The sequence below is a fragment of the Streptomyces sp. NPDC098789 genome (assembly GCF_044759975.1).
In the GTDB taxonomy this organism is placed as follows: Bacteria; Actinomycetota; Actinomycetes; order Streptomycetales; family Streptomycetaceae; genus Streptomyces.
Window position 1 is genome coordinate 1 of record NZ_JBIWAJ010000043.1, and the last position, 17933, is coordinate 17933.

Below are 17933 nucleotides of genomic sequence, written 5' to 3' on the forward strand. Positions count from 1 at the left end.
TCCGGGCTTCGTTCTTCGTTTCCGACTCTATCAGACTCTTTCGTGTCCGATTCCCGGTCGAAGCGGGTTTCGCTTTCCAGTTCTTCGCTTTCGCGCTTCCCTTTCCGGCGATTCCAACTCTACCAGATTCTTTTCCCGCTCCGTTTACCGGAGTTGAATTCGAATTCGGTGACCGTTGGGGGTCTTGCCTTTCGGCGTGTCCACTACGTTAGCGGTTTTCCCTGGTGGCTCATAATCGAGCCGCCGGTTTGAATTCGGGCATGCCGAATTCATCCCCGTCAGGGTGATCGTAGTAGTGGGTTGGCCGCCTCCGGAGGGCTGCAGAAGCAGTGCTCCGTTTCAAGCGGCTCGGGCTACGTTAGGCGTCGGCCAGGAGTGAGTCAAGTTGAGCGGCGGCGTGGCGCATGGGCTCGGTACGGGCTCACCGTGGGGTCCCGGGTGATCCAGAACCGGTACGGATGCTCCGCGCCCGCGCCGCCCACTCCGGTGCGGGGGCCCGTACTGACCAGGTCGGAATCCGCGGGGGTGCCCGCGAGGACGGACAGCGGGGCGGCGGCGCCCGCGCAGAGGTCGACGCCGTCCAGGGAGCGGTCGACGGCCAGGGCGGTCGCGAGCCGGGCCGGGCCTTTGGCCAGTTCCTTGTCGGCTTTGGCCGAGAGTCGACGTTTGCGGGCCAGCTCGGTGCCCACGGTGACCTCTCCGGCCCGGAGCAGCACACCGCTCGCGCGGTCCGCCGGCCCGCACACCAGGTTGAGGCTGAACCACATGCCGTAGATGAAGTAGACGTACGCGTGTCCGGGCGGACCGAACATCGAGGCGTTGCGCGCGGTGCGGCCGCGGTAGGCGTGGGAGCCCGGGTCGTCCTCCCCCTCGTACGCCTCCACCTCTGTGATGCGCAGTTCCATCGGCCCCTCGGGGGCTCGGCGGAGCAGGGTGCGGCCCAGGAGGTCCGGGGCCACGGTGAGGGCCGGGCGGTCGAAGAATGCCCGGGTCAGGGGCGTACGGTCGGGGCGCGCGCTCATCCGGTCGAGCGTAGTGGAACGCCTGCCGCGGCAACCGGGCCTTAGGGTTTCGCGTTTGTAGGGGTACGTCCGTGCAGTGCACGTCTTCAAGGGGAGTCAGGAACATGGGGTTCAGGAAGCTGCTCGCAAGCCTGGGTGCCGGTGGTGCTTCGGTGGACACGATCATCACCGAGCCGAACGTGGTGCCCGGTGGGATCGTCCAGGGCGAGGTCCGCATCCAGGGCGGGTCCGTGGAGCAGCAGATCGAGGGGCTGAACATCGGCCTCCAGGCACGGGTCGAGGTGGAGAGCGGCGACCAGGAGCTGAAGCAGGACATCGTCTTCACCAAGCAGCGGCTCGGGGGTGCCTTCCAGGTGCAGGCGGGCGCGCTGCACGTGGTGCCGTTCAGCCTGGAGGTCCCGTGGGAGACCCCGGTGACCCACTTCGGGGGCCAGCACCTGCACGGGATGAACATCGGGGTGAGCACCGAGCTGGAGATCGCGCGGGCGGTCGACGCGGGTGACCTGGACCCGATCAACGTGCACCCGCTGCCGGCGCAGCAGGCGCTGCTGGACGCCTTCGGGCAGCTCGGCTTCCGTTTCCGCAGCGCGGACATGGAGCGCGGGCACATCCGCGGGACCCGGCAGACGCTGCCGTTCTACCAGGAGATCGAGTTCCTGCCGCCGTCGCAGTACCGGGGGCTGAACCAGGTCGAGCTGACCTTCGTCGCCGACGGCCACGAGATGGACGTCGTGCTGGAGATGGACAAGAAGCCGGGTCTGTTCTCCGAGGGCAGTGACACCTACCGCTGCTTCCAGGTCGGGCTGCAGTCCTACCAGGGGACGGACTGGGCGGGTTACCTCAACCAGTGGATCGCCTCCGTCGGTTCGCAGCGCAACTGGTTCTAGGCTCCTTTCCGTACGACGACGTACGGGTTCCGTCAACGGAGGTTGAGCAGTGTCCGACCAGAGCAGAGCGCCCCTTCCGCACGCCTTCCACCCCGAGGTGCACGCCTTCACCGTCGAGAGCTCCGATCTCGCGCCGGGAGCGGACCTGGGCGACGCGCAGGTGCTGGCGGGCGGGAACCTCTCGCCGCGGCTGCGGTGGGAGGGGTTCCCGGAGGGGACGAAGAGCTTCGCGGTGACCTGCTTCGACCCGGACGCTCCGACGGGCAGCGGTTTCTGGCACTGGGTGCTCTTCGATCTGCCCGCGTCGGTCACCGAGCTGCCGGTCGGGGCGGGCAGCGGTTCCTTCCCGGGGCTGCCGGCCGGGGCCGTGCACGTGCGCAACGACTACGGCACCCGTGATTTCGGCGGGGCGGCGCCGCCGGCCGGGGAGCGGCACCGGTACGTGTTCACCGTCTACGCGGTGGACACCGAGAAGCTGGGTCCGGACGCGGACGTCTCGCCCGCCGTGGTCGGGTTCAACCTGCGCTTCCACACGCTGGGGCGCGCCCAGCTGGTCGGTGAGTTCGAGGCCCCGGCGGGCTGAGTTCTCCGAGCGTTTGCCCGGTCCTGGTCTAAAGACGGCCAGGACCGGGCATTTTTATTGCGTTGTCCCCGGTGGCGGGCGCGGCCAGAGTGGTCCCGGGCCCCGTTGCCAGGGTGGTCGCGGGCCTGCACACGGGAGGTGGGCGAGATGCGGGACACGCTGGTGCTGAATGCGAGCTTCGAGCCGCTGTCGACGGTGACGCTGAACCGGGCGGTGGTCCTGGTCCTTCAGGACAAGGCCGTCGTCGAACAGTCGCATCCCGAACTCCGTGTGCGTGGAGCCACGATGGACCTCCCGATGCCCCGGGTGATCCGGCTGTGCAGGTACGTCAGGGTGCCCTTCCGAAGACATGCTCCCTGGTCACGGCGGGGTGTGCTGGCGCGTGACCAGCACCGGTGCGCTTACTGCGGGAAGCGTGCGACCACCGTGGACCACGTGGTGCCGAGGGCTCAGGGTGGTGGCGACACCTGGTTGAACACGGTGGCTTCCTGCGCCATGGACAACCACCGCAAAGCGGCCCGGACTCCGGAGGAGGCGGGGATGCCGTTGCTCCGCAGGCCCTTCGTGCCCTCTCCGGCGGACGCGATGCTGCTGGCCATGGGGGCGGGCATCCGGGAGGAGCTGCCCGAGTGGCTGGAGCGGATCGCGTAGCCGGATGACGTCCGCTGCCCGCTGGGCGTACGCAGGATCTACGTCTCGATGCGTAGATTTCCTACGCCGCTCAGCGGAGCAGTAGCTGGACGATGGCCACGAGCCCGACCACGACGATGAGGGCCCGCAGGGCGGTCGGCGGGAGCTTGCGGCCGACCTTGGCGCCGATCTGTCCGCCGAGCGTGGAGCCGACCGCGATGAGCAGGACGGCCGTCCAGTCGAATTCGGCGACGAAGAGGAAGAACACCGCCGCGATGCCGTTGACCAACGCCGCGACGATGTTCTTGACGGCATTGACCCGCTGCATGTCCTCGCGGAGCAGCGAGCCCATCAGGCCGAGGTAGAGCACGCCCTGGGCGGCCCCGAAGTAGCCGCCGTAGGCGCTGGAGAGCAGCATTCCGGTCAACAGGACCGGACCGCCGTCGGGGTGCGTTCCCTCGCCACCGGCGGCTTCCTGGCGTCGGCGCACGGACGCGGCGATCCGCGGCTGGAGGACGACCAGCACGAGGGCCAGTCCGATCAGGACGGGCACGATCGTGTCGAAGGAGTCGGACGGCAGGTTCAGCAGCAGGACGGCCCCCGCGAGCCCGCCGACGAGGGACACGGCGCCGAGGCGCAGGATCCGAGCGCCCTGTCCCTTGAGCTCCTTGCGGTAGCCGATGGCTCCGCTGATCGAACCGGGCACCAGGCCGAGCGTGTTGGAGACGTTGGCGGTGACCGGTGGCAGGCCGGTGGCCAGGAGCACCGGGAAGGTGATCAGGGTGCCCGAACCGACGATGGTGTTGATCGTGCCGGCGCCGATGCCGGCCGCGAAGACCGCGAGTGCTTCCCAGATGGACAACGCCATCCCCCTTGCATGAGTGGGTCGCCTCCCCGCCGTGAAGGTCGAGGGGCCGGACCGATCATGCACGAGGGAGGGTGAGTCCCAGACACCCCCCTAGTCGATCGGGGGCTGTTCGCGGCGGTCCTGGGCGGGCGGCTGCTCGTCCTTGCGGTGCAGGCCGTTGGAACCGCCGCCCATGGGGCCGAAGTTGCCGATGGCTCCGCTGAGCCCCTTGAGGGCGTCGCCGAGCTCGCTGGGGACGATCCAGAGCTTGTTGGCGTCGCCCTCGGCGATCTTCGGGAGCATCTGGAGGTACTGGTAGGCCAGGAGCTTCTGGTCCGGGTCACCGGCGTGGATGGACTCGAAGACCGTACGGATCGCCTGGGCCTCGCCCTCGGCGCGGAGTGCGGCGGCCTTGGCGTCACCTTCGGCGCGCAGGATCGAGGACTGCTTCTCGCCCTCGGCGCGCAGGATCTCGGACTGGCGGACACCTTCGGCCTGGAGGATCGCGGCGCGCTTGTCGCGGTCGGCGCGCATCTGCTTCTCCATCGAGTCCTGGATGGAGGTCGGCGGCTCGATCGCCTTCAGCTCGACGCGGTTGACGCGGATGCCCCACTTGCCGGTGGCCTCGTCGAGCACGCCGCGCAGGGCCGCGTTGATCTCCTCGCGGGAGGTGAGGGTCCGCTCCAGGTCCATGCCGCCGATGATGTTGCGCAGGGTGGTGACGGTGAGCTGCTCGATGGCCTGGATGTAGCTGGCCACCTCGTACGTCGCGGCGCGGGCGTCGGTCACCTGGTAGTAGATGACCGTGTCGATGTTGACGACCAGGTTGTCCTGGGTGATCACCGGCTGCGGCGGGAAGGGGACGACCTGTTCGCGGAGGTCGATCCTGTTGCGGATCGAGTCGATGAACGGGACGACGATGTTCAGGCCCGCGTTGAGGGTGCGGGTGTAGCGCCCGAACCGTTCGACGATGGCCGCGCTGGCTTGCGGGATCACCTGGATGGTCTTGACCAGTGCGATGAAGACGAGGATCACCAGAATGATCAGGACGATGATGATCGGTTGCATGCGGTTCCCCGTGCCCTTCCGGCTGTCTGTGCTGCCCCGTTGAGCGGAGTCTCGCAGACCGGGGGCCCACGAGTCGGGTGCTTGGTCACATGACGTCACATGACGACGGCGGTCGCCCCGTCGATCTCCACGACGTCGACCTGCTGGCCGGGTTCGAAACTGCTGTCCGCGTCCAGGGTGCGGGCGGACCAGATCTCCCCGGCGAGCTTGATCCGGCCGCCGCTGCCGTCGACCCGTTCCGTGACGACGGCGCTCCGGCCCCTCAACGCATCGATGCCGCTGCGGTGTTGGGGTCGTTGGTCGCGGTGCCTGTTGGCGATCGGGCGGACCACGGCGATCAGCGCCACCGAGACGATGACGAAGACCAGGAGCTGTACGGCCACTCCCCCGCCGAGTGCGGCCGTGATCGCCGCGGCGATCGCGCCGACCGCGAACATGCCGAACTCCGGCATCGCGGTGACGACCAGGGGGATCCCCAGCCCGACCGCGCCGACGAGCCACCACACCCATGCGTCGATGTTGGTCACATGGTCATGGTAGGTCCGGGGGGCGCGGTCCGGACAGGGTGCGCGGGGGCGGACTCAGCGGAGCGGCAGGCCCTGGGCGGTCCAGCGGTCGTTCTCGTTGCGCTCGACGAGCAGCGGCAGACCGAAGCAGAGGGAGAGGTTGCGGGAGGTCAGTTCGAGGTCGATGGGGCCGGCGGCGACGACCTTGCCCTGACGGATCATGAGGACGTGCGTGAAGCCGGGGGCGATCTCCTCGACGTGGTGCGTGACCATGATCATGGAGGGGGCCAGCGGGTCGCGCGCGAGGCGGCCGAGGCGGCGTACGAGGTCCTCGCGGCCACCGAGGTCCAGGCCGGCGGCGGGCTCGTCGAGGAGCAGCAGCTCGGGGTCGGTCATCAGGGCGCGGGCGATCAGGGTGCGCTTGCGCTCGCCCTCGGAGAGGGTGCCGAACTTCCGGTCGAGGTAGTCCGTCATCCCGAGGCGGTCGAGGAAGGCGCGGGCGCGCTGCTCGTCGATGTCCTCGTACTCCTCCTGCCAGGTCGCGGTCATGCCGTAGGCGGCGGTGAGCACGGTCTCCAGGACGGTCTGGCGCTTGGGGAGCTTGTCGGCCATCGCGATGCCGGCGATGCCGATCCGCGGGCGCAGGTCGAAGACGTTGACCTTGCCGAGGGTGCTGCCGAGGATGGTGGCGCTGCCGCTGCTCGGGAAGAGGTAGCTGGAGGCGACATTGAGCAGGGTCGTCTTCCCGGCGCCGTTGGGGCCGAGGATCGCCCAGCGCTCCCCCTCCTTGACCGACCAGGAGACCTGGTCCACCAGAGCGCGGCCCTCGCGGACCACGGATACGTCCACCAGTTCCAGAACGTCGCTCATGAGCGTGTTGTCTCCCCTTGCAGTGTCGGTTCTCTTGTGCGCCTGTAGGCGCAGCCCCAGGGGAAAACCTACGCCACTCGGAGCGGGCCGCGGTCGCCAGCCCGAGCGGGGCGGGTTCCGGGGGCGGGTTACTAAGGTGGGGGGATGCTTGTGGAACCACGTTCAGGGCGGCTGGCCGCCTGGGGGAACTCGTTGTTGGCCGGCCTCGTCTCGCCCGACGACGCCGTCTTGTCGATCGTCGGGGCGGATGCCGTGCACCGGGTGGCGGGGCTGCCGGGCGAGGGCGGGCCGGTCGGGCTGACGCTCGCGCTGGGGCGGCTGCGGGCCATGGGGGTCACCGGCCTGCGCGTGGCGCTGCCCGCGCCGGGGCATCCGCTGGGCCTGAGCGGCCCGCCGGAGTTCAACGCGCGGGCGCTGGAGGCCGAGGAGGCCGTGGTCGCCGTCGGGGCGGCGCTGGGGCTCGTACCGGAGGTGACGGAGGCCGGGCCCGCGGGCGACGTGCACGTCGAGGTGGTGTGGCACTGCCTGCCGGTACGGGAGGCCCCGCCCGCGGACGTGCCCTCGCTGGGCGAGGCGGAGCGGGAGCTGGCGGAGGCGCTGCGGGAGGCGACGGTCGTACTGACCCGGCTGGACGTGGCGGCCTCGGGGCCGGTGGCCGAGGCCGCGATGTCGGCATACCGGGCGCGGGCGGAAGCGGGCCGGGAGGTGCTGGCCCCGGGCTATCCGCCGCGGGCGGTGCGGGTGCTGTCGCTGGCCCAGCGGATCGCCCTGCTGGTGTCCCTGGCGTACGAGCGGGGGCACGGCGGGGCGGTGGCCGCCTCCGAGATGGCCGCGCGCGCGGAGGCCCTGCGGCCGGTGGAGCGGGTGGCCCGGCGGGCCCAGGTGGCGGCGTACAACGCGTACGTGGAGGAGCGGGAGCGCGGGTAACCCCCGCGGTCCGGACGTGCCGGGGCCCCCGCTTCCCGGGGAGAGAGGGGGAAGGGGGGCCGCGGTACGCGGGGGCGTTAGTTGTTGACGCCGGTGTTGCCGAAGGCGCCGTTCAGCAGGCCGATCACGTTGACCGTGTTGCCGACCGCGTTCACGGGGACGTGGACGGGGACCTGGAGCAGGTTCCCGGAGGCCACGCCGGGCGAGTTCAGGGCCTCGCCCTCCGCGGACGCACCGCCGTGCGCCGAGGAGACACCGGCGCCGACGGCGACGAGGCCACCCGCGATCATGGTGACGGCTGCGGCCTTCTTGATGTTCTTCACGTTCTCGTCCTCCAGTACGTCTGCCGCGGCGAGCCGCCGCGGCACGCCCTGGAGAACGGCCCCGTGAGCGATCGGGATGCGCCATGTGGGCTACATACACCCGACCGTATGAATCTCAGTCCGGGAACGGGACGGTCGGATCCGGCCGGTCAGTCGGCGATCCCGTGCCTGACCGCCCACAGCGCCGCCTGCGTGCGGTCGGCGAGGTCCAGCTTCATCAGGATGTTCGAGACGTGCGTCTTGACCGTCTTCTCGGAGAGGACGAGGGCCCGCGCGATCTCCCGGTTCGAGCGGCCGTCCGCGATGTGGCCGAGCACCTCGCGCTCCCGGTCGGTCAGGGAGCCGCCGCGGCCCGGGGTCGGGCCCTGCTCCTGCGAGAGCAGCGCCTCGGCGACCTCCGGCTGGAGCAGCACGTGCCCCGCGTGGACGGAGCGGATCGCTCCGGCCAGCGCGTCGGGGTCGATGTCCTTGTAGACGTATCCGGCGGCGCCCGCGCGCAGGGCGGGGACCACGGTGCGCTGCTCGGTGAAGCTGGTGACGATCAGGACCCGGGCGGGGTTCGCCAGCTCGCGCAGCCGGCGCAGGGCGTCGAGGCCGTCGGTGCCGGGCATCTTGATGTCCATGAGGATCACGTCGGGCCGCAGCTCCTCGGCCCGGGCGGCTCCCTCCGCGCCGTCGGCGGCCTCCCCGACCACCTCGATGTCGTCCTGTACCTCCAGGAACGTGCGCAGGCCGCGCCGGACCACCTGGTGGTCGTCGACGAGCAGCACCTTGATAGGGGCCGTACGAGCCGTACGGGCCGGCGTGTCAGCCACCGGGGACCTCCATTTCGATCGTGGTGCCCGCACCGGGCGCCGATTGGACGGTGAGGCGGCCGCCGGCGCCGCTCGCCCGGTCCCGCATGGAGACCAGGCCGAGGTGGCGGCCGGCCTTGCGGACGGCCTGGGGGTCGAAGCCGGTACCGGAGTCGATGACCTTCAGCAGCGCGCCGCCGCCGGGGGTGCGGGTCAGGGTGACGGCGACCCGGTCGGCGCCGGAGTGGCGCAGGGCGTTGTGGAGGGCCTCTTGGGAGACCCGTAGGAGCGCCTCCTCCTGGGAGGCGGGCAGGGCGCGCACGCCGTCGCAGAGGAAGGTGACGTGGGCGCCGTGGGCGCGGTCCAGGACCTTGACCTGGTTGCGCAGGGTCGCGACGAGGCCGTCCTCGTCGAGGGCGGTGGGGCGCAGCTCCACGACGGCGGCCCGCAGCTCGTCGGCGGCCTCCGCGGCGAGGGCGGCGACCTGGTGCAGCTCCTCCTTGGCCCGGGCGGGGTCGCGGTCCACCAGGGCGGTGGCGGCCTGGGCGGTCAGGCGCAGCGAGAAGAGCTTCTGGCTGACGGCGTCGTGCAGCTCGTGGGCGAGCCGGGAGCGTTCCTCGGCGATGGTCAGCTCGCGGCTGCGTTCGTAGAGGCGGGCGTTGGTCAGGGCGATGGCCGCGTGCTGGGCGAGGATGCCGAGGAGGGACTCGTCCTCTTCCGTGAAGCCGCCCCCGGCTCCTTCTTCCCCTTCTTCCGCGGGGCGCCCGTGGGGGCCGCCGTCGGGGCGACCGCCGCGCTTGTTGGCGAGGAAGAGGGCGCCGAGGGTCTCCTCTCCGTCGCGGATCGGCAGGCCGAGGAAGTCGGACATGTCGGGGTGGGCGGCGGGCCAGCCGCCGAAGCGCGGGTCCCGGCGCACGTCGGCCAGCCGCTCGGGGGTGTCCTGGTGGAGCATCGCCGCGAGGATGCCGTGCTGGCGGGGCAGCGGGCCGATGCGGCGCCACTGCTCCTCGCTGATGCCGTCCACGACGAACTGGGCGAAGCCGCCGTGGTCGTCCGGGACGCCGAGCGCGGCGTACTCGGCGTCGAGGAGTTCGCGGGCCGAGACGACGATCGTCTTGAGTACGTCGCGGACCTCCAGGTGCCGGCTCATGGCGAGCAGTGCGGTGCTCACCGCGGCCAGCCCGGTGCGGGTTCCGTCGGGTCCGTTGCGCATGGGGTCACCGTACTCGCGGCCGTGACCTGCGGAATCGGGCCCGAGAAGTAGGGCCGGTCGCCCCGGGGCGTAGGTCCGCGGGCGGGTGCCGGTCCGACCGGGGGGCGGGGCGCCGTACGTCCTCAGGAGGGCGCCGGCAGGGGGCTGGTCTGCCTTTCGCAGGAGGCAGCGGGTCCCCGGTGTCCGACTCAAGGAGGAGAAGGCTCACGCTATGCATTGCTGACGCAACGCATGGTGAGACTGATACCTGCCCGATGTGAGCCCGCGCATAGGACGCAGATCACTTACGAAGCTGCCTAGTGGACGGATAAAGGTCCTGTCAGGGCTGGTGGGAGCGGCCCTGAGGTCGGACGGAGGGTCGTACCGGGGGGCCCTGATCCACTATCGCGCTTCGTATGTCACACCTTTGCCACAGCATTTTGCCGCCGCTAAGAATGGCTCTCGTCGCACAGCGCCGCGGATCAACACCGCCGTGGCGCTTTCCTGCGGCCCCCGCTATTCGAAGAGGTTGCTCACGCATGTCCGAGACCAGCACCCCCGGCCACAGTCGTCTGACCAAGGGCCACAAGCTGTCCATCGCCGGTGTCGCCACCCTCGGCGCCGCGGCCCTCGCGTTCTCCCTCGTTCCGGCCGGAACGAGCGAGGCCACCGAGACGGTCGTCGCCGCCCCCGTGGCGTGGACGCAGGCCGTGGACGGCGCGCAGGCGAAGACCCTGCAGCAGCACCTCACCGCGCAGCAGGTCGTCGCGGACAAGCAGGCCAAGGACGCGGCGAAGGCCAAGGCCGACGCCGACGCGAAGAAGGAGCGCGCGGACAAGGAAGCCGCGAGCCGCTCCGCAGCGCGCAAGCCCATGTACGCGAACAACCTTGACGGATGGATCAAGGAGTCGCTCGCGATCATGAAGGCGAACAAGATTCCGGGCTCGTACAACGGGCTCTACAAGAACATCATGCGCGAGTCCAGCGGCAACCCGCGCGCGATCAACAACTGGGACATCAACGCCAAGAACGGCATCCCCTCGATGGGTCTGCTCCAGGTCATCCGCCCGACCTTCCTGGCGTACCACGTGGCCGGGACCCCGCTCGACCAGTACCACCCGGTCGCCAACATCGTCGCCGCGGCCAACTACGCCGCCGACCGTTACGGCTCGATCGACAACGTCAACAGCGCCTACTGAGCCCTGCTCGGCCATTGACGTCACCCCAAGCCCCATGCGCCACAGGGCGGCCCCCGGAGTTCCGGGTGCCGCCCTGTGGCGTTCGTGCGTGCGGGTCCGTTCGCGCGCGGGAGGTTACTTGCGCATGACCTCGGGCTCGTGGCGGCGCAGCAGGCGCGCCACCGCGAAGCCGCAGGCGATGCCGATGAGCAGCAGGATGGTGATGTTCAGGCCCCACTGGCCGATCGAGTGCTCCCACAGCGGGTCGGTGTTGGTGGGGTTGTCGCGGTCCCACGGCGGCATGAGCTTGCCGAGGTTCAGCGTGGTGCCCGCGGCGGCGATGGCCCAGCGGGAGGGCATCAGCCAGGCGACCTGCTCCAGGCCCACGGAGTCGTAGACCTTGAAGAGGATGCCGGTGAACACGACCTGGACGATCGCGAACATGACCAGCAGCGGCATGGTCTTCTCGGCGGTCTTCACCAGCGAGGAGATCACCAGGCCGAACATCATCGAGGTGAAGCCCAGCGCCGTGACGGACAGGCACAGCTCGACGGCCGGCGGCATGAGCAGGCCCTCGGTGGGCAGGTCGCGCGGGATGAAGCCGATCGCGCAGATGACGACGCCCTGGATGGCCGTGATGACGCCGAGGACGATCACCTTCGACATCAGGTACGCCGACCGGGACAGGCCGGTGGCGCGCTCGCGCTCGTAGATCACCCGTTCCTTGATCAGCTCACGGACCGAGTTCGCGGCGCCCGAGAAGCACATGCCGACGCAGAGGATCAGCATGATCGTGCCCGCGTCGCCGTTGAAGTTCGACGGCGGGGTCGGGGGCGCCAGGCCGAAGGTGGCCGGGATGACCGTGGAGACCACGCCCAGGACCGCGGGCAGGATCAGCATCAGGCCGATGAAGCCCTTGTCCGAGGCGATGACCGAGGTGTAGCGGCGGATCAGCGTCCACAGCTGCGAGCCGTAGCCCTGCGGCTTGGGCGGGCGCATCTGCTGCGCGGGCGGCATCGCGACCGACTGCGGGGCGACGGCGTCGATGTCGGCGGCGTAGAGCTGGAAGTGCTGCGAGCCCTTCCAGCGGCCGGCCCAGTCGTAGTCGCGGTAGTTCTCGAAGGCGGAGAACACGTCGGCCCAGGTGGTGTAGCCGAAGAAGTTCAGCGCCTCGTCCGGCGGGCCGAAGTACGCGACCGAACCGCCCGGTGCCATGACCAGCAGCTTGTCGCAGATGGCCAGCTCGGCGACCGAGTGGGTGACGACGAGGACGGTGCGGCCGTCGTCGGCGAGGCCGCGCAGCAGCTGCATGACGTCGCGGTCCATGCCCGGGTCGAGGCCGGAGGTGGGCTCGTCCAAGAAGATCAGGGACGGCTTGGTCAGCAGCTCCAGGGCCACGGACACGCGCTTGCGCTGACCACCGGACAGCGAAGTGATCTTCTTGTCCTTGTGGATGTCGAGCTTGAGCTCGCGCAGCACCTCGTTGATGCGGGCGGCGCGCTCGGACTCGGCGGTGTCGCCGGGGAAGCGGAGCTTGGCCGCGTACTTGAGGGCCGTGCTGACCTTCAGCTCCTTGTGCAGGATGTCGTCCTGCGGGACCAGGCCGATGCGCTGGCGGAGCTCCGCGAACTGCTTGTACAGGTTGCGGTTGTCGTAGAGCACGTCGCCCTGGTCGGCGGGCCGGTAGCCGGTGAGCGCCTTGAGCAGGGTGGACTTGCCGGAGCCGGAGGGGCCGATGACACCGATCAGCGACTTCTCCGGGACGCCGAAGGTGACGTCCTTGAGGATCTGCTTGCCGCCTTCGACCGTGACCGTGAGGTGGCGGGCCGAGAAGGAGACGTCACCGGTGTCGACGAACTCTTCGAGGCGGTCGCCGACGATCCGGAAGGTGGAGTGGCCGACGCCGACGATGTCGTTGGGACCGAGCAGCGCCGTGCCGGACTTCGCCAGCGGCTGGCCGTTGACGTAGGTGCCGTTGTGGCTGCCGAGGTCGTGGATCTCGAAGCGGCCGCCCGGCATCGAGCGGAACTCCGCGTGCAGCCGGGAGACCTGGAGGTCGGAGACGACCAGCTCGTTCTCCAGCGCGCGGCCGATGCGCATGACGTGACCCAGTTCCAGGTGGTGGAACGTGGTCGGGCTGCGGTCGCTGTAGCCCTGGCCGCCGGGCTGCTGCTGCGGGGCGCCCTGCTGCTGCGGGACGTGCGGCTGCTGCGGCGGCTGGTACTGCGGGGCCGCCTGCTGCTGCGGCTGCTGGTACTGCGGAGCCGCCTGCTGCTGCGGGGCGGCCTGCTGCCACGCCTGCTGCGGGGCCGGCGCCTGGTGGGCGGCGGCCGACTGCGGGGCGGCCGCCACCGCGGCGACGGTCAGATTCAGCCGCGGCCCGTCCTGCGCGTTGCCGAGGTGCACCGGCGTTCCGGGCACCAGCTCGGTCTGCTGGACCCGGGCACCGTGCACGTAGGTGCCGTTGGTGCTGCCGTGGTCCTCGATCCCCCAACCCCGCCCGTTCCAGCTGATGGTGGCATGGCGCCACGACACCCTGGCGTCATCGATCGCCACGTCACCCTGGGGGTCGCGCCCCAGGGAGTACGACCTGGACGGATCGAGCGTCCAGGTCCTGCCATTCAATTCCAGTACGTGTTCCGGCACTCCAGCCCCACTTTTTGTCCCCCGAGGATCCCCCTGACGTCAGGGAGTCTAGGGATGGCGAACATCCGGGGGAACTATTTCAGGCCCGGGGCCACAAGGGGAATCCGGGCTGCGCCGAATCCGTCTACACGGCCGTCGCGCAGCCCTACGGAGGCCCGTTGACGGGGTCGGAAATCCGCCCGAGAGTGGTAAGAGCCCACATAGGGGACGGGAATCGGGGGTCCGCCCATGCACCGGATGCGCTGGGGCGAGGCGGTCCTGTCCGCCGTGGCCGCCGTCGGTTGGTCCCTGATCGTGATGGCCGGGGTCGCCGCGCTCGGGTTGCACCTGCTCGGCGCGGACGCGGCGGGCGGCTCGCTCGGGGCGATGACGGCCGCCGTGGTGGTGCTGGCGATGGGCGGTACGGTCACCCCGACCGGGGACGTGTCGGTCTTCGGCGTGGCCGGGGCGGGGGCGCGGACCGGTCTGGACGTCATGCCGTTGGGGGTGGCGCTGGCCGGGGCGCTGGTGCTCGGCTTCTTCTTCCTGCGCTCGCTGCGGGTGGGCGCGGGCCCCGCCGAACTCGGCGCGCGGGCCGCCCTGGTGGCGGCCCTCCTGGTCGCGACGGCGGGTGCGCTCGGTTGGTTCGGCCACGATGTCGTCACCCTGGACGGGGCGTTGCTGCCGCGGACACCGGCCAAGGTGGTGATCCCGGGGATCGGGGACGTCGGCGGGCTGCTGCCCGACCGGGTCGGGGACCTGATCGGGGCCCGGGCCCGGGTGGGCTTCGCGGTGGAGACCGGGCCGACCCTGCTGGGCGCGGCGGTGTGGGTGTGCGGGGTGCTCGCGGTGGCGCTGCTGGCTTCGCGGCGCGGGCCGGCGGCCCTCGCCCGGCTGCGGCCCGCGGTGTCGGCGGTGCTGGCGATGGTGCTGGTGGCGGTGGTGGCCGGGCTGGGCGCCGCGGTGTGGGCGGCGGCCGGGGACGCGCATCCGGGGCGGGTGCTGGGGGCGGCGCTGCTGGGGGCGCCGAACGGGGCCTGGGTCGGGGTGCTGCTGGGGCTCTTCGTGCCCTTCGACGGGCGGGTCACCGGGGACGCGGCGCGGCTGCTGCCGGATCCGGTGGACCGGTTGTTCGGGGTCCCGGGGGCGGGTTCGGGGACGGGGTCCCGGGCGGTGACGGTGGGGCGGCTGGCGGAGTACGACCAGCGGGTGTGGCTGCTGGTGGTGGGCGTGGCGCTGCTGCTGCTGTACGCGGGGACGCTGGCGGCCGTACGGACTCCCGGGCGCGGGGTGGTGGGGTGCGCGGTGCGGCTGGGGGCGGTGGCCGGGGTGGCGCTGGGGGTGCTGGTGTGGCTGACGGGGTTGTCGGCGAACGCTTCGTTGGCGGTGCTGGGGGTGGACGCGGTGGGGGCCGGGGTGGAGCTGCGGGGGGACGTGCCGCTCGCCGTGGTGCTGGGTGGGGTGTGGGGGGTTGTGGCGGGCGGGGTGGGGGCGGTGCTGGTCGGGGCCGCGGGGGTGGGGTCCGTGCCGGGGCCGCCGGGGGCCGGTGCCGTGCCGGGGGCCGGTTGCGGCAGTGGGGCCGGTGCGGGCAGTGGGGCCGGTGCCGGCCGTGGGGCCTCCGGCGGCGCCTCAATCGCCGGCGGGGCTGAATCTGGCCGGGTCGGTCGGGATGCTGGAGTCGGCAGCGGGGCTGGGTTCGGGCCGGCCGAGGCGTACGACGGCTACCGCGGCTACGGGCCCTACCGGCCGCCCGCGGCCGGTGGTCCGGTGCCGGACCGACCCAACCCGTACCGGGACCCCCCGGACCGGGGGCCGGGCCAAGGACCCGGCCAGGGAGCGGGTCAAGGAACGGGGCACGCTGCGGACGAGACGATCGCTGCGCCGCCCGTGCGGGGGCGGCCGGTGCGGCGGCCGTTCACGCCTCCGCCGCCGCCGGGGCCGCCGCCGAGTCCGTCGCGCTGAGCGGCACGGCGTCCGCTGGGCGGGACGGGGGATCACCTACGGGACCGGGGAAGATACGGTGAGGTCACCATGAGCGCTTCGCAGACCTCCGACGTCCCCACCCTCCTCGTCAAGATCTTCGGCAAGGACCGTCCCGGGATCACCGCCGGGCTGTTCGACACCCTCGCCGCCTACTCCGTCGACGTCGTCGACATCGAGCAGGTCGTCACCCGTGGCCGCATCGTCCTGTGCGCCCTCGTCACCCGGCCCGAGGTGGGCGGTGAGGGCGAGCTGCGCGCCACCGTGCACAGCTGGGCCGAGTCGCTCAAGCTGCAGGCCGAGATCATCTCCGGTACGGGCGACAACCGGCCGCGCGGCAGCGGTCGTTCCCACGTCACCGTGCTCGGCAATCCGCTGACCTCCGAGTCCACGGCGGCCATCGCCGCCCGGATCACGGCGACCGGCGGCAACATCGACCGCATCTTCCGCCTCGCCAAGTACCCCGTCACCGCCGTCGAATTCGCCGTGTCCGGCACCGAGACGGAGCCCCTGCGCACCTCGCTGGCCCTGGCCGCCAAGCACATCGGGGTGGACGTGGCCGTCGTATCGGCCGGTCTGCACCGCCGGGCGCAGCGGCTGGTCGTCATGGACGTGGACTCGACCCTCATCCAGGACGAGGTGATCGAGCTCTTCGCCGCGCACGCGGGCTGCGAGGACAAGGTCGCCGCCGTCACCGAGCAGGCGATGCGCGGTGAGCTGGACTTCGAGCAGTCGCTGCACGCCCGCGTGGCGCTGCTGGCGGGCCTGGACGTCTCGGTCGTGGACAAGGTCCGCGCGGAGGTCCGGCTCACCCCGGGCGCCCGGACCCTGATCCGCACGCTGAAGCGGCTGGGCTACCAGGTGGGCGTGGTCTCCGGCGGGTTCACCCAGGTGACCGACGACCTGCGCGAGCGGCTCGGCCTGGACTTCGCCGCGGCCAACACGCTGGAGGTCGAGGACGGCAAGCTGACCGGCCGGGTGACGGGCGAGATCGTGGACCGCGCGGGCAAGGCGCGGCTGCTGCGGCGCTTCGCCGCGGAGGCCGGGGTGCCGCTGGCCCAGACCGTGGCCATCGGCGACGGCGCGAACGACCTGGACATGCTGAACGCGGCCGGGCTGGGCGTGGCCTTCTGTGCCAAGCCGGTGGTCCGCGAGGCCGCGCACACCGCCGTGAACGTGCCCTTCCTCGACGCCGTGCTGTACCTGCTCGGGATCACCCGGGAAGAGGTCGAGGCCGCCGACCTGGCGTAGCCGCGTCCGTACGCGCGCTCCGCTCCCCTACGACGGCGACGGGCCCCGGCAGTGTGCCGGGGCCCGTCGCCGTCGTAGGGGGCCGGGTCAGTGGTCCTTGGGGGTCCAGAAGTCCAGCAGCGTGCCGACGCCCAGCTCCAGGGACTTCCAGGGGCCGGTGAAGGAGACCACGGCCAGGGCGGAGGTCGGGAAGCCGCTGCGGGCCATCCGGGTGCGGGTGTCGCCTTCGGAGCGGCCGGTGAGGCCGTCGGCGAGGGCGTGCATGCCGGGGTTGTGCCCGATGACGAGGAGGTCGGCCACCTCGTCGGGGGTCTCGTTGAGCAGGGCGATGAGCTCGCCGAGGGAGGCCTCGTACAGCCGGTCCTCGTAGAGGGTCTTCGGCCGGTGTGGCAGTGCGTGGACGGCGAGCTTCCAGGTCTCGCGGGTCCGGGCCGCGGTGGAGCAGAGGGCCAGGTCGAAGGCGATGCCGGTCTCGGCCAGCTTCAGGCCGACGGCGGGTGCGTCGACGCGGCCGCGCTCGGCCAGCGGACGGTCGTGGTCGGTACCGTCCGACCACTCGGCCTTGGCGTGCCGGAGGAGGACGATCCTGCGGGGTGATTCGGCGCTCATGGCTCCCAGCTTCGCATGAAATGAGCCACGGGGCGCAGGGTGTTGGGCGCTTCACTCCTGCGGGGTGGGCGCCCTGGCCGGGCGGGCCGGGAGCGGGCCGTGGCGGGCCGGGAGCGGGCCGTCAGCCGACGACGCGCAGGATCTGCTGGGTGACCTGGGCGAGCGGTGACGTGTGGACCGGCGCGGCCTGGGCCTCGCCGGATCCGGCGAGCAGCAGGAGCAGCCCGAAGGCGAGCGCGGGCAGGGCCAACACCCACCAGTGCAGCCGTGCGTCCGCGACCCCGCCGGTGCGGGGTCGGACGGGACGGACGGGACGGGTGTGCAGGGGGGCCGACATGACCGCCTCCGGGGTGCTGGGGTGTTCGGCCGGGAGTGGCTCGCTGCCTTCGAATCTATGGATCCGACGGTGCGCTGCCCATCCGGGGCACACCCCACTTCACCCTGACCCTGACCCCCTAGGGGGTGGTGGGGATAACCCCACCACCCTCCGGGGTCAGGGGGTGTCTGACGGATGTCCGCCGCGACGCCGCGGACATCCGTCAGACACCCCCTAGGGCGTGTTTCGAAAGTCCCGCCTGGCTCGCGACGCCTGGTACCGCACCTCGCGGCGTTGTCGGAACGCCCGATTACGTCCAGTAGGC

18 protein-coding genes are annotated in these 17933 nt (G+C 71.3%); 7 read left to right on the plus strand and 11 right to left on the minus strand.

Going from position 1 to position 17933, the window contains the following annotated elements:
- Positions 1 to 380: 380 nt before the first annotated feature.
- Positions 381 to 1022: a DNA-3-methyladenine glycosylase gene (locus tag ACIQWR_RS40700; protein WP_404021005.1), complete on the minus strand. Its 642-nt coding sequence runs from the start codon at positions 1020 to 1022 to the stop codon at positions 381 to 383.
- A 104-nt stretch (positions 1023 to 1126) separates the two neighbouring features.
- On the opposite strand from ACIQWR_RS40700, the gene ACIQWR_RS40705 reads away from it, so the two are divergent.
- From ACIQWR_RS40705 to ACIQWR_RS40715, 3 genes are all read left to right on the plus strand, one after another.
- The gene (locus tag ACIQWR_RS40705) at positions 1127 to 1909 is read left to right on the plus strand and encodes a sporulation protein (protein ID WP_399259084.1); all 783 of its coding nucleotides are present in this window, start codon (positions 1127 to 1129) and stop codon (positions 1907 to 1909) included.
- A 49-nt stretch (positions 1910 to 1958) separates the two neighbouring features.
- Positions 1959 to 2492 carry a YbhB/YbcL family Raf kinase inhibitor-like protein gene (locus ACIQWR_RS40710; protein ID WP_404021009.1) on the plus strand — a complete coding sequence of 178 codons (534 nt, stop codon included), beginning with the start codon at positions 1959 to 1961 and terminating at the stop codon, positions 2490 to 2492.
- 147 nt (positions 2493 to 2639) lie between these two features.
- Positions 2640 to 3143 carry an HNH endonuclease gene (locus ACIQWR_RS40715; RefSeq protein ID WP_404021012.1) on the plus strand — a complete coding sequence of 168 codons (504 nt, stop codon included), beginning with the start codon at positions 2640 to 2642 and terminating at the stop codon, positions 3141 to 3143.
- Between the two features lie 70 nt (positions 3144 to 3213).
- Here the strand turns inward: ACIQWR_RS40715 and ACIQWR_RS40720 are convergent, their stop codons facing one another.
- From ACIQWR_RS40720 to ACIQWR_RS40735, 4 genes are all read right to left on the minus strand, one after another.
- The gene (locus ACIQWR_RS40720; protein WP_404021015.1) at positions 3214 to 3990 is read right to left on the minus strand and encodes a sulfite exporter TauE/SafE family protein; all 777 of its coding nucleotides are present in this window, start codon (positions 3988 to 3990) and stop codon (positions 3214 to 3216) included.
- Positions 3991 to 4080: 90 nt separating this feature from the next.
- Positions 4081 to 5037 carry an SPFH domain-containing protein gene (locus ACIQWR_RS40725; RefSeq protein WP_404021017.1) on the minus strand — a complete coding sequence of 319 codons (957 nt, stop codon included), beginning with the start codon at positions 5035 to 5037 and terminating at the stop codon, positions 4081 to 4083.
- 95 nt (positions 5038 to 5132) lie between these two features.
- Entirely contained in the window at positions 5133 to 5564 is a 432-nt protein-coding gene (locus ACIQWR_RS40730; protein WP_404021020.1) for an NfeD family protein, read from the minus strand.
- Positions 5565 to 5618: 54 nt separating this feature from the next.
- Complete coding sequence (locus tag ACIQWR_RS40735; protein ID WP_404021023.1) at positions 5619 to 6413, minus strand: ABC transporter ATP-binding protein; 795 nt, start codon at positions 6411 to 6413, stop codon at positions 5619 to 5621.
- A 144-nt stretch (positions 6414 to 6557) separates the two neighbouring features.
- Between ACIQWR_RS40735 and ACIQWR_RS40740 the strand changes: the two genes are divergently transcribed.
- Positions 6558 to 7340, plus strand: a complete 783-nt coding sequence (locus ACIQWR_RS40740; RefSeq protein WP_404021026.1) for a hypothetical protein — start codon at positions 6558 to 6560, stop codon at positions 7338 to 7340.
- Between the two features lie 77 nt (positions 7341 to 7417).
- Here the strand turns inward: ACIQWR_RS40740 and ACIQWR_RS40745 are convergent, their stop codons facing one another.
- The 3 genes from ACIQWR_RS40745 to ACIQWR_RS40755 all read right to left on the minus strand — a co-directional run bounded on the left by ACIQWR_RS40745 (position 7418) and on the right by ACIQWR_RS40755 (position 9670).
- Positions 7418 to 7663 carry a chaplin gene (locus ACIQWR_RS40745; protein WP_354382313.1) on the minus strand — a complete coding sequence of 82 codons (246 nt, stop codon included), beginning with the start codon at positions 7661 to 7663 and terminating at the stop codon, positions 7418 to 7420.
- Between the two features lie 149 nt (positions 7664 to 7812).
- Complete coding sequence (locus ACIQWR_RS40750; RefSeq protein WP_404021029.1) at positions 7813 to 8478, minus strand: response regulator; 666 nt, start codon at positions 8476 to 8478, stop codon at positions 7813 to 7815.
- Positions 8471 to 9670, minus strand: coding sequence for a GAF domain-containing sensor histidine kinase (locus ACIQWR_RS40755; protein ID WP_404021031.1), 1200 nt, complete (start codon positions 9668 to 9670; stop codon positions 8471 to 8473). Before ACIQWR_RS40755 ends, ACIQWR_RS40750 begins: the two co-directional genes overlap by 8 nt.
- 518 nt (positions 9671 to 10188) lie before the next feature.
- Here ACIQWR_RS40755 and ACIQWR_RS40760 point away from each other — a divergent pair.
- Positions 10189 to 10848: a transglycosylase SLT domain-containing protein gene (locus ACIQWR_RS40760; RefSeq protein WP_404021034.1), complete on the plus strand. Its 660-nt coding sequence runs from the start codon at positions 10189 to 10191 to the stop codon at positions 10846 to 10848.
- Positions 10849 to 10962: 114 nt separating this feature from the next.
- On the opposite strand, the gene ACIQWR_RS40765 is transcribed toward ACIQWR_RS40760, so the two are convergent.
- Positions 10963 to 13452 (minus strand): FHA domain-containing protein, encoded by a 2490-nt coding sequence (locus ACIQWR_RS40765; RefSeq protein ID WP_404021047.1) that lies wholly within the window; start codon positions 13450 to 13452, stop codon positions 10963 to 10965.
- A 249-nt stretch (positions 13453 to 13701) separates the two neighbouring features.
- On the opposite strand from ACIQWR_RS40765, the gene ACIQWR_RS40770 reads away from it, so the two are divergent.
- Both ACIQWR_RS40770 and serB read left to right on the plus strand, forming a co-directional pair.
- Positions 13702 to 15414, plus strand: a complete 1713-nt coding sequence (locus ACIQWR_RS40770; protein WP_404021038.1) for a streptophobe family protein — start codon at positions 13702 to 13704, stop codon at positions 15412 to 15414.
- A gap of 69 nt (positions 15415 to 15483) precedes the next feature.
- Positions 15484 to 16683, plus strand: coding sequence for a phosphoserine phosphatase SerB (serB, locus tag ACIQWR_RS40775; RefSeq protein WP_399259095.1), 1200 nt, complete (start codon positions 15484 to 15486; stop codon positions 16681 to 16683).
- A gap of 87 nt (positions 16684 to 16770) precedes the next feature.
- Here serB and ACIQWR_RS40780 read toward each other — a convergent pair whose 3' ends face one another.
- Positions 16771 to 17292: a SixA phosphatase family protein gene (locus ACIQWR_RS40780; RefSeq protein WP_404021041.1), complete on the minus strand. Its 522-nt coding sequence runs from the start codon at positions 17290 to 17292 to the stop codon at positions 16771 to 16773.
- A 121-nt stretch (positions 17293 to 17413) separates the two neighbouring features.
- Positions 17414 to 17629, minus strand: a complete 216-nt coding sequence (locus ACIQWR_RS40785; protein WP_404021044.1) for a hypothetical protein — start codon at positions 17627 to 17629, stop codon at positions 17414 to 17416.
- Positions 17630 to 17933 lie beyond the last annotated feature (304 nt).

Coding starts and splice junctions, on each gene's coding strand:
- ACIQWR_RS40720 (WP_404021015.1), bottom strand. CDS start 3,990: ATGGCGTTGTCCATCTGGGAAGCACTCGCGGTCTTCGCGGCCGGCATC.
- ACIQWR_RS40760 (WP_404021034.1), top strand. CDS start 10,189: ATGTCCGAGACCAGCACCCCCGGCCACAGTCGTCTGACCAAGGGCCAC.
- ACIQWR_RS40705 (WP_399259084.1), top strand. CDS start 1,127: ATGGGGTTCAGGAAGCTGCTCGCAAGCCTGGGTGCCGGTGGTGCTTCG.
- ACIQWR_RS40735 (WP_404021023.1), bottom strand. CDS start 6,413: ATGAGCGACGTTCTGGAACTGGTGGACGTATCCGTGGTCCGCGAGGGC.
- ACIQWR_RS40785 (WP_404021044.1), bottom strand. CDS start 17,629: ATGTCGGCCCCCCTGCACACCCGTCCCGTCCGTCCCGTCCGACCCCGC.
- ACIQWR_RS40755 (WP_404021031.1), bottom strand. CDS start 9,670: ATGCGCAACGGACCCGACGGAACCCGCACCGGGCTGGCCGCGGTGAGC.
- ACIQWR_RS40740 (WP_404021026.1), top strand. CDS start 6,558: ATGCTTGTGGAACCACGTTCAGGGCGGCTGGCCGCCTGGGGGAACTCG.
- ACIQWR_RS40700 (WP_404021005.1), bottom strand. CDS start 1,022: ATGAGCGCGCGCCCCGACCGTACGCCCCTGACCCGGGCATTCTTCGAC.
- serB (WP_399259095.1), top strand. CDS start 15,484: ATGAGCGCTTCGCAGACCTCCGACGTCCCCACCCTCCTCGTCAAGATC.
- ACIQWR_RS40725 (WP_404021017.1), bottom strand. CDS start 5,037: ATGCAACCGATCATCATCGTCCTGATCATTCTGGTGATCCTCGTCTTC.
- ACIQWR_RS40715 (WP_404021012.1), top strand. CDS start 2,640: ATGCGGGACACGCTGGTGCTGAATGCGAGCTTCGAGCCGCTGTCGACG.
- ACIQWR_RS40780 (WP_404021041.1), bottom strand. CDS start 17,292: ATGAGCGCCGAATCACCCCGCAGGATCGTCCTCCTCCGGCACGCCAAG.
- ACIQWR_RS40770 (WP_404021038.1), top strand. CDS start 13,702: ATGCACCGGATGCGCTGGGGCGAGGCGGTCCTGTCCGCCGTGGCCGCC.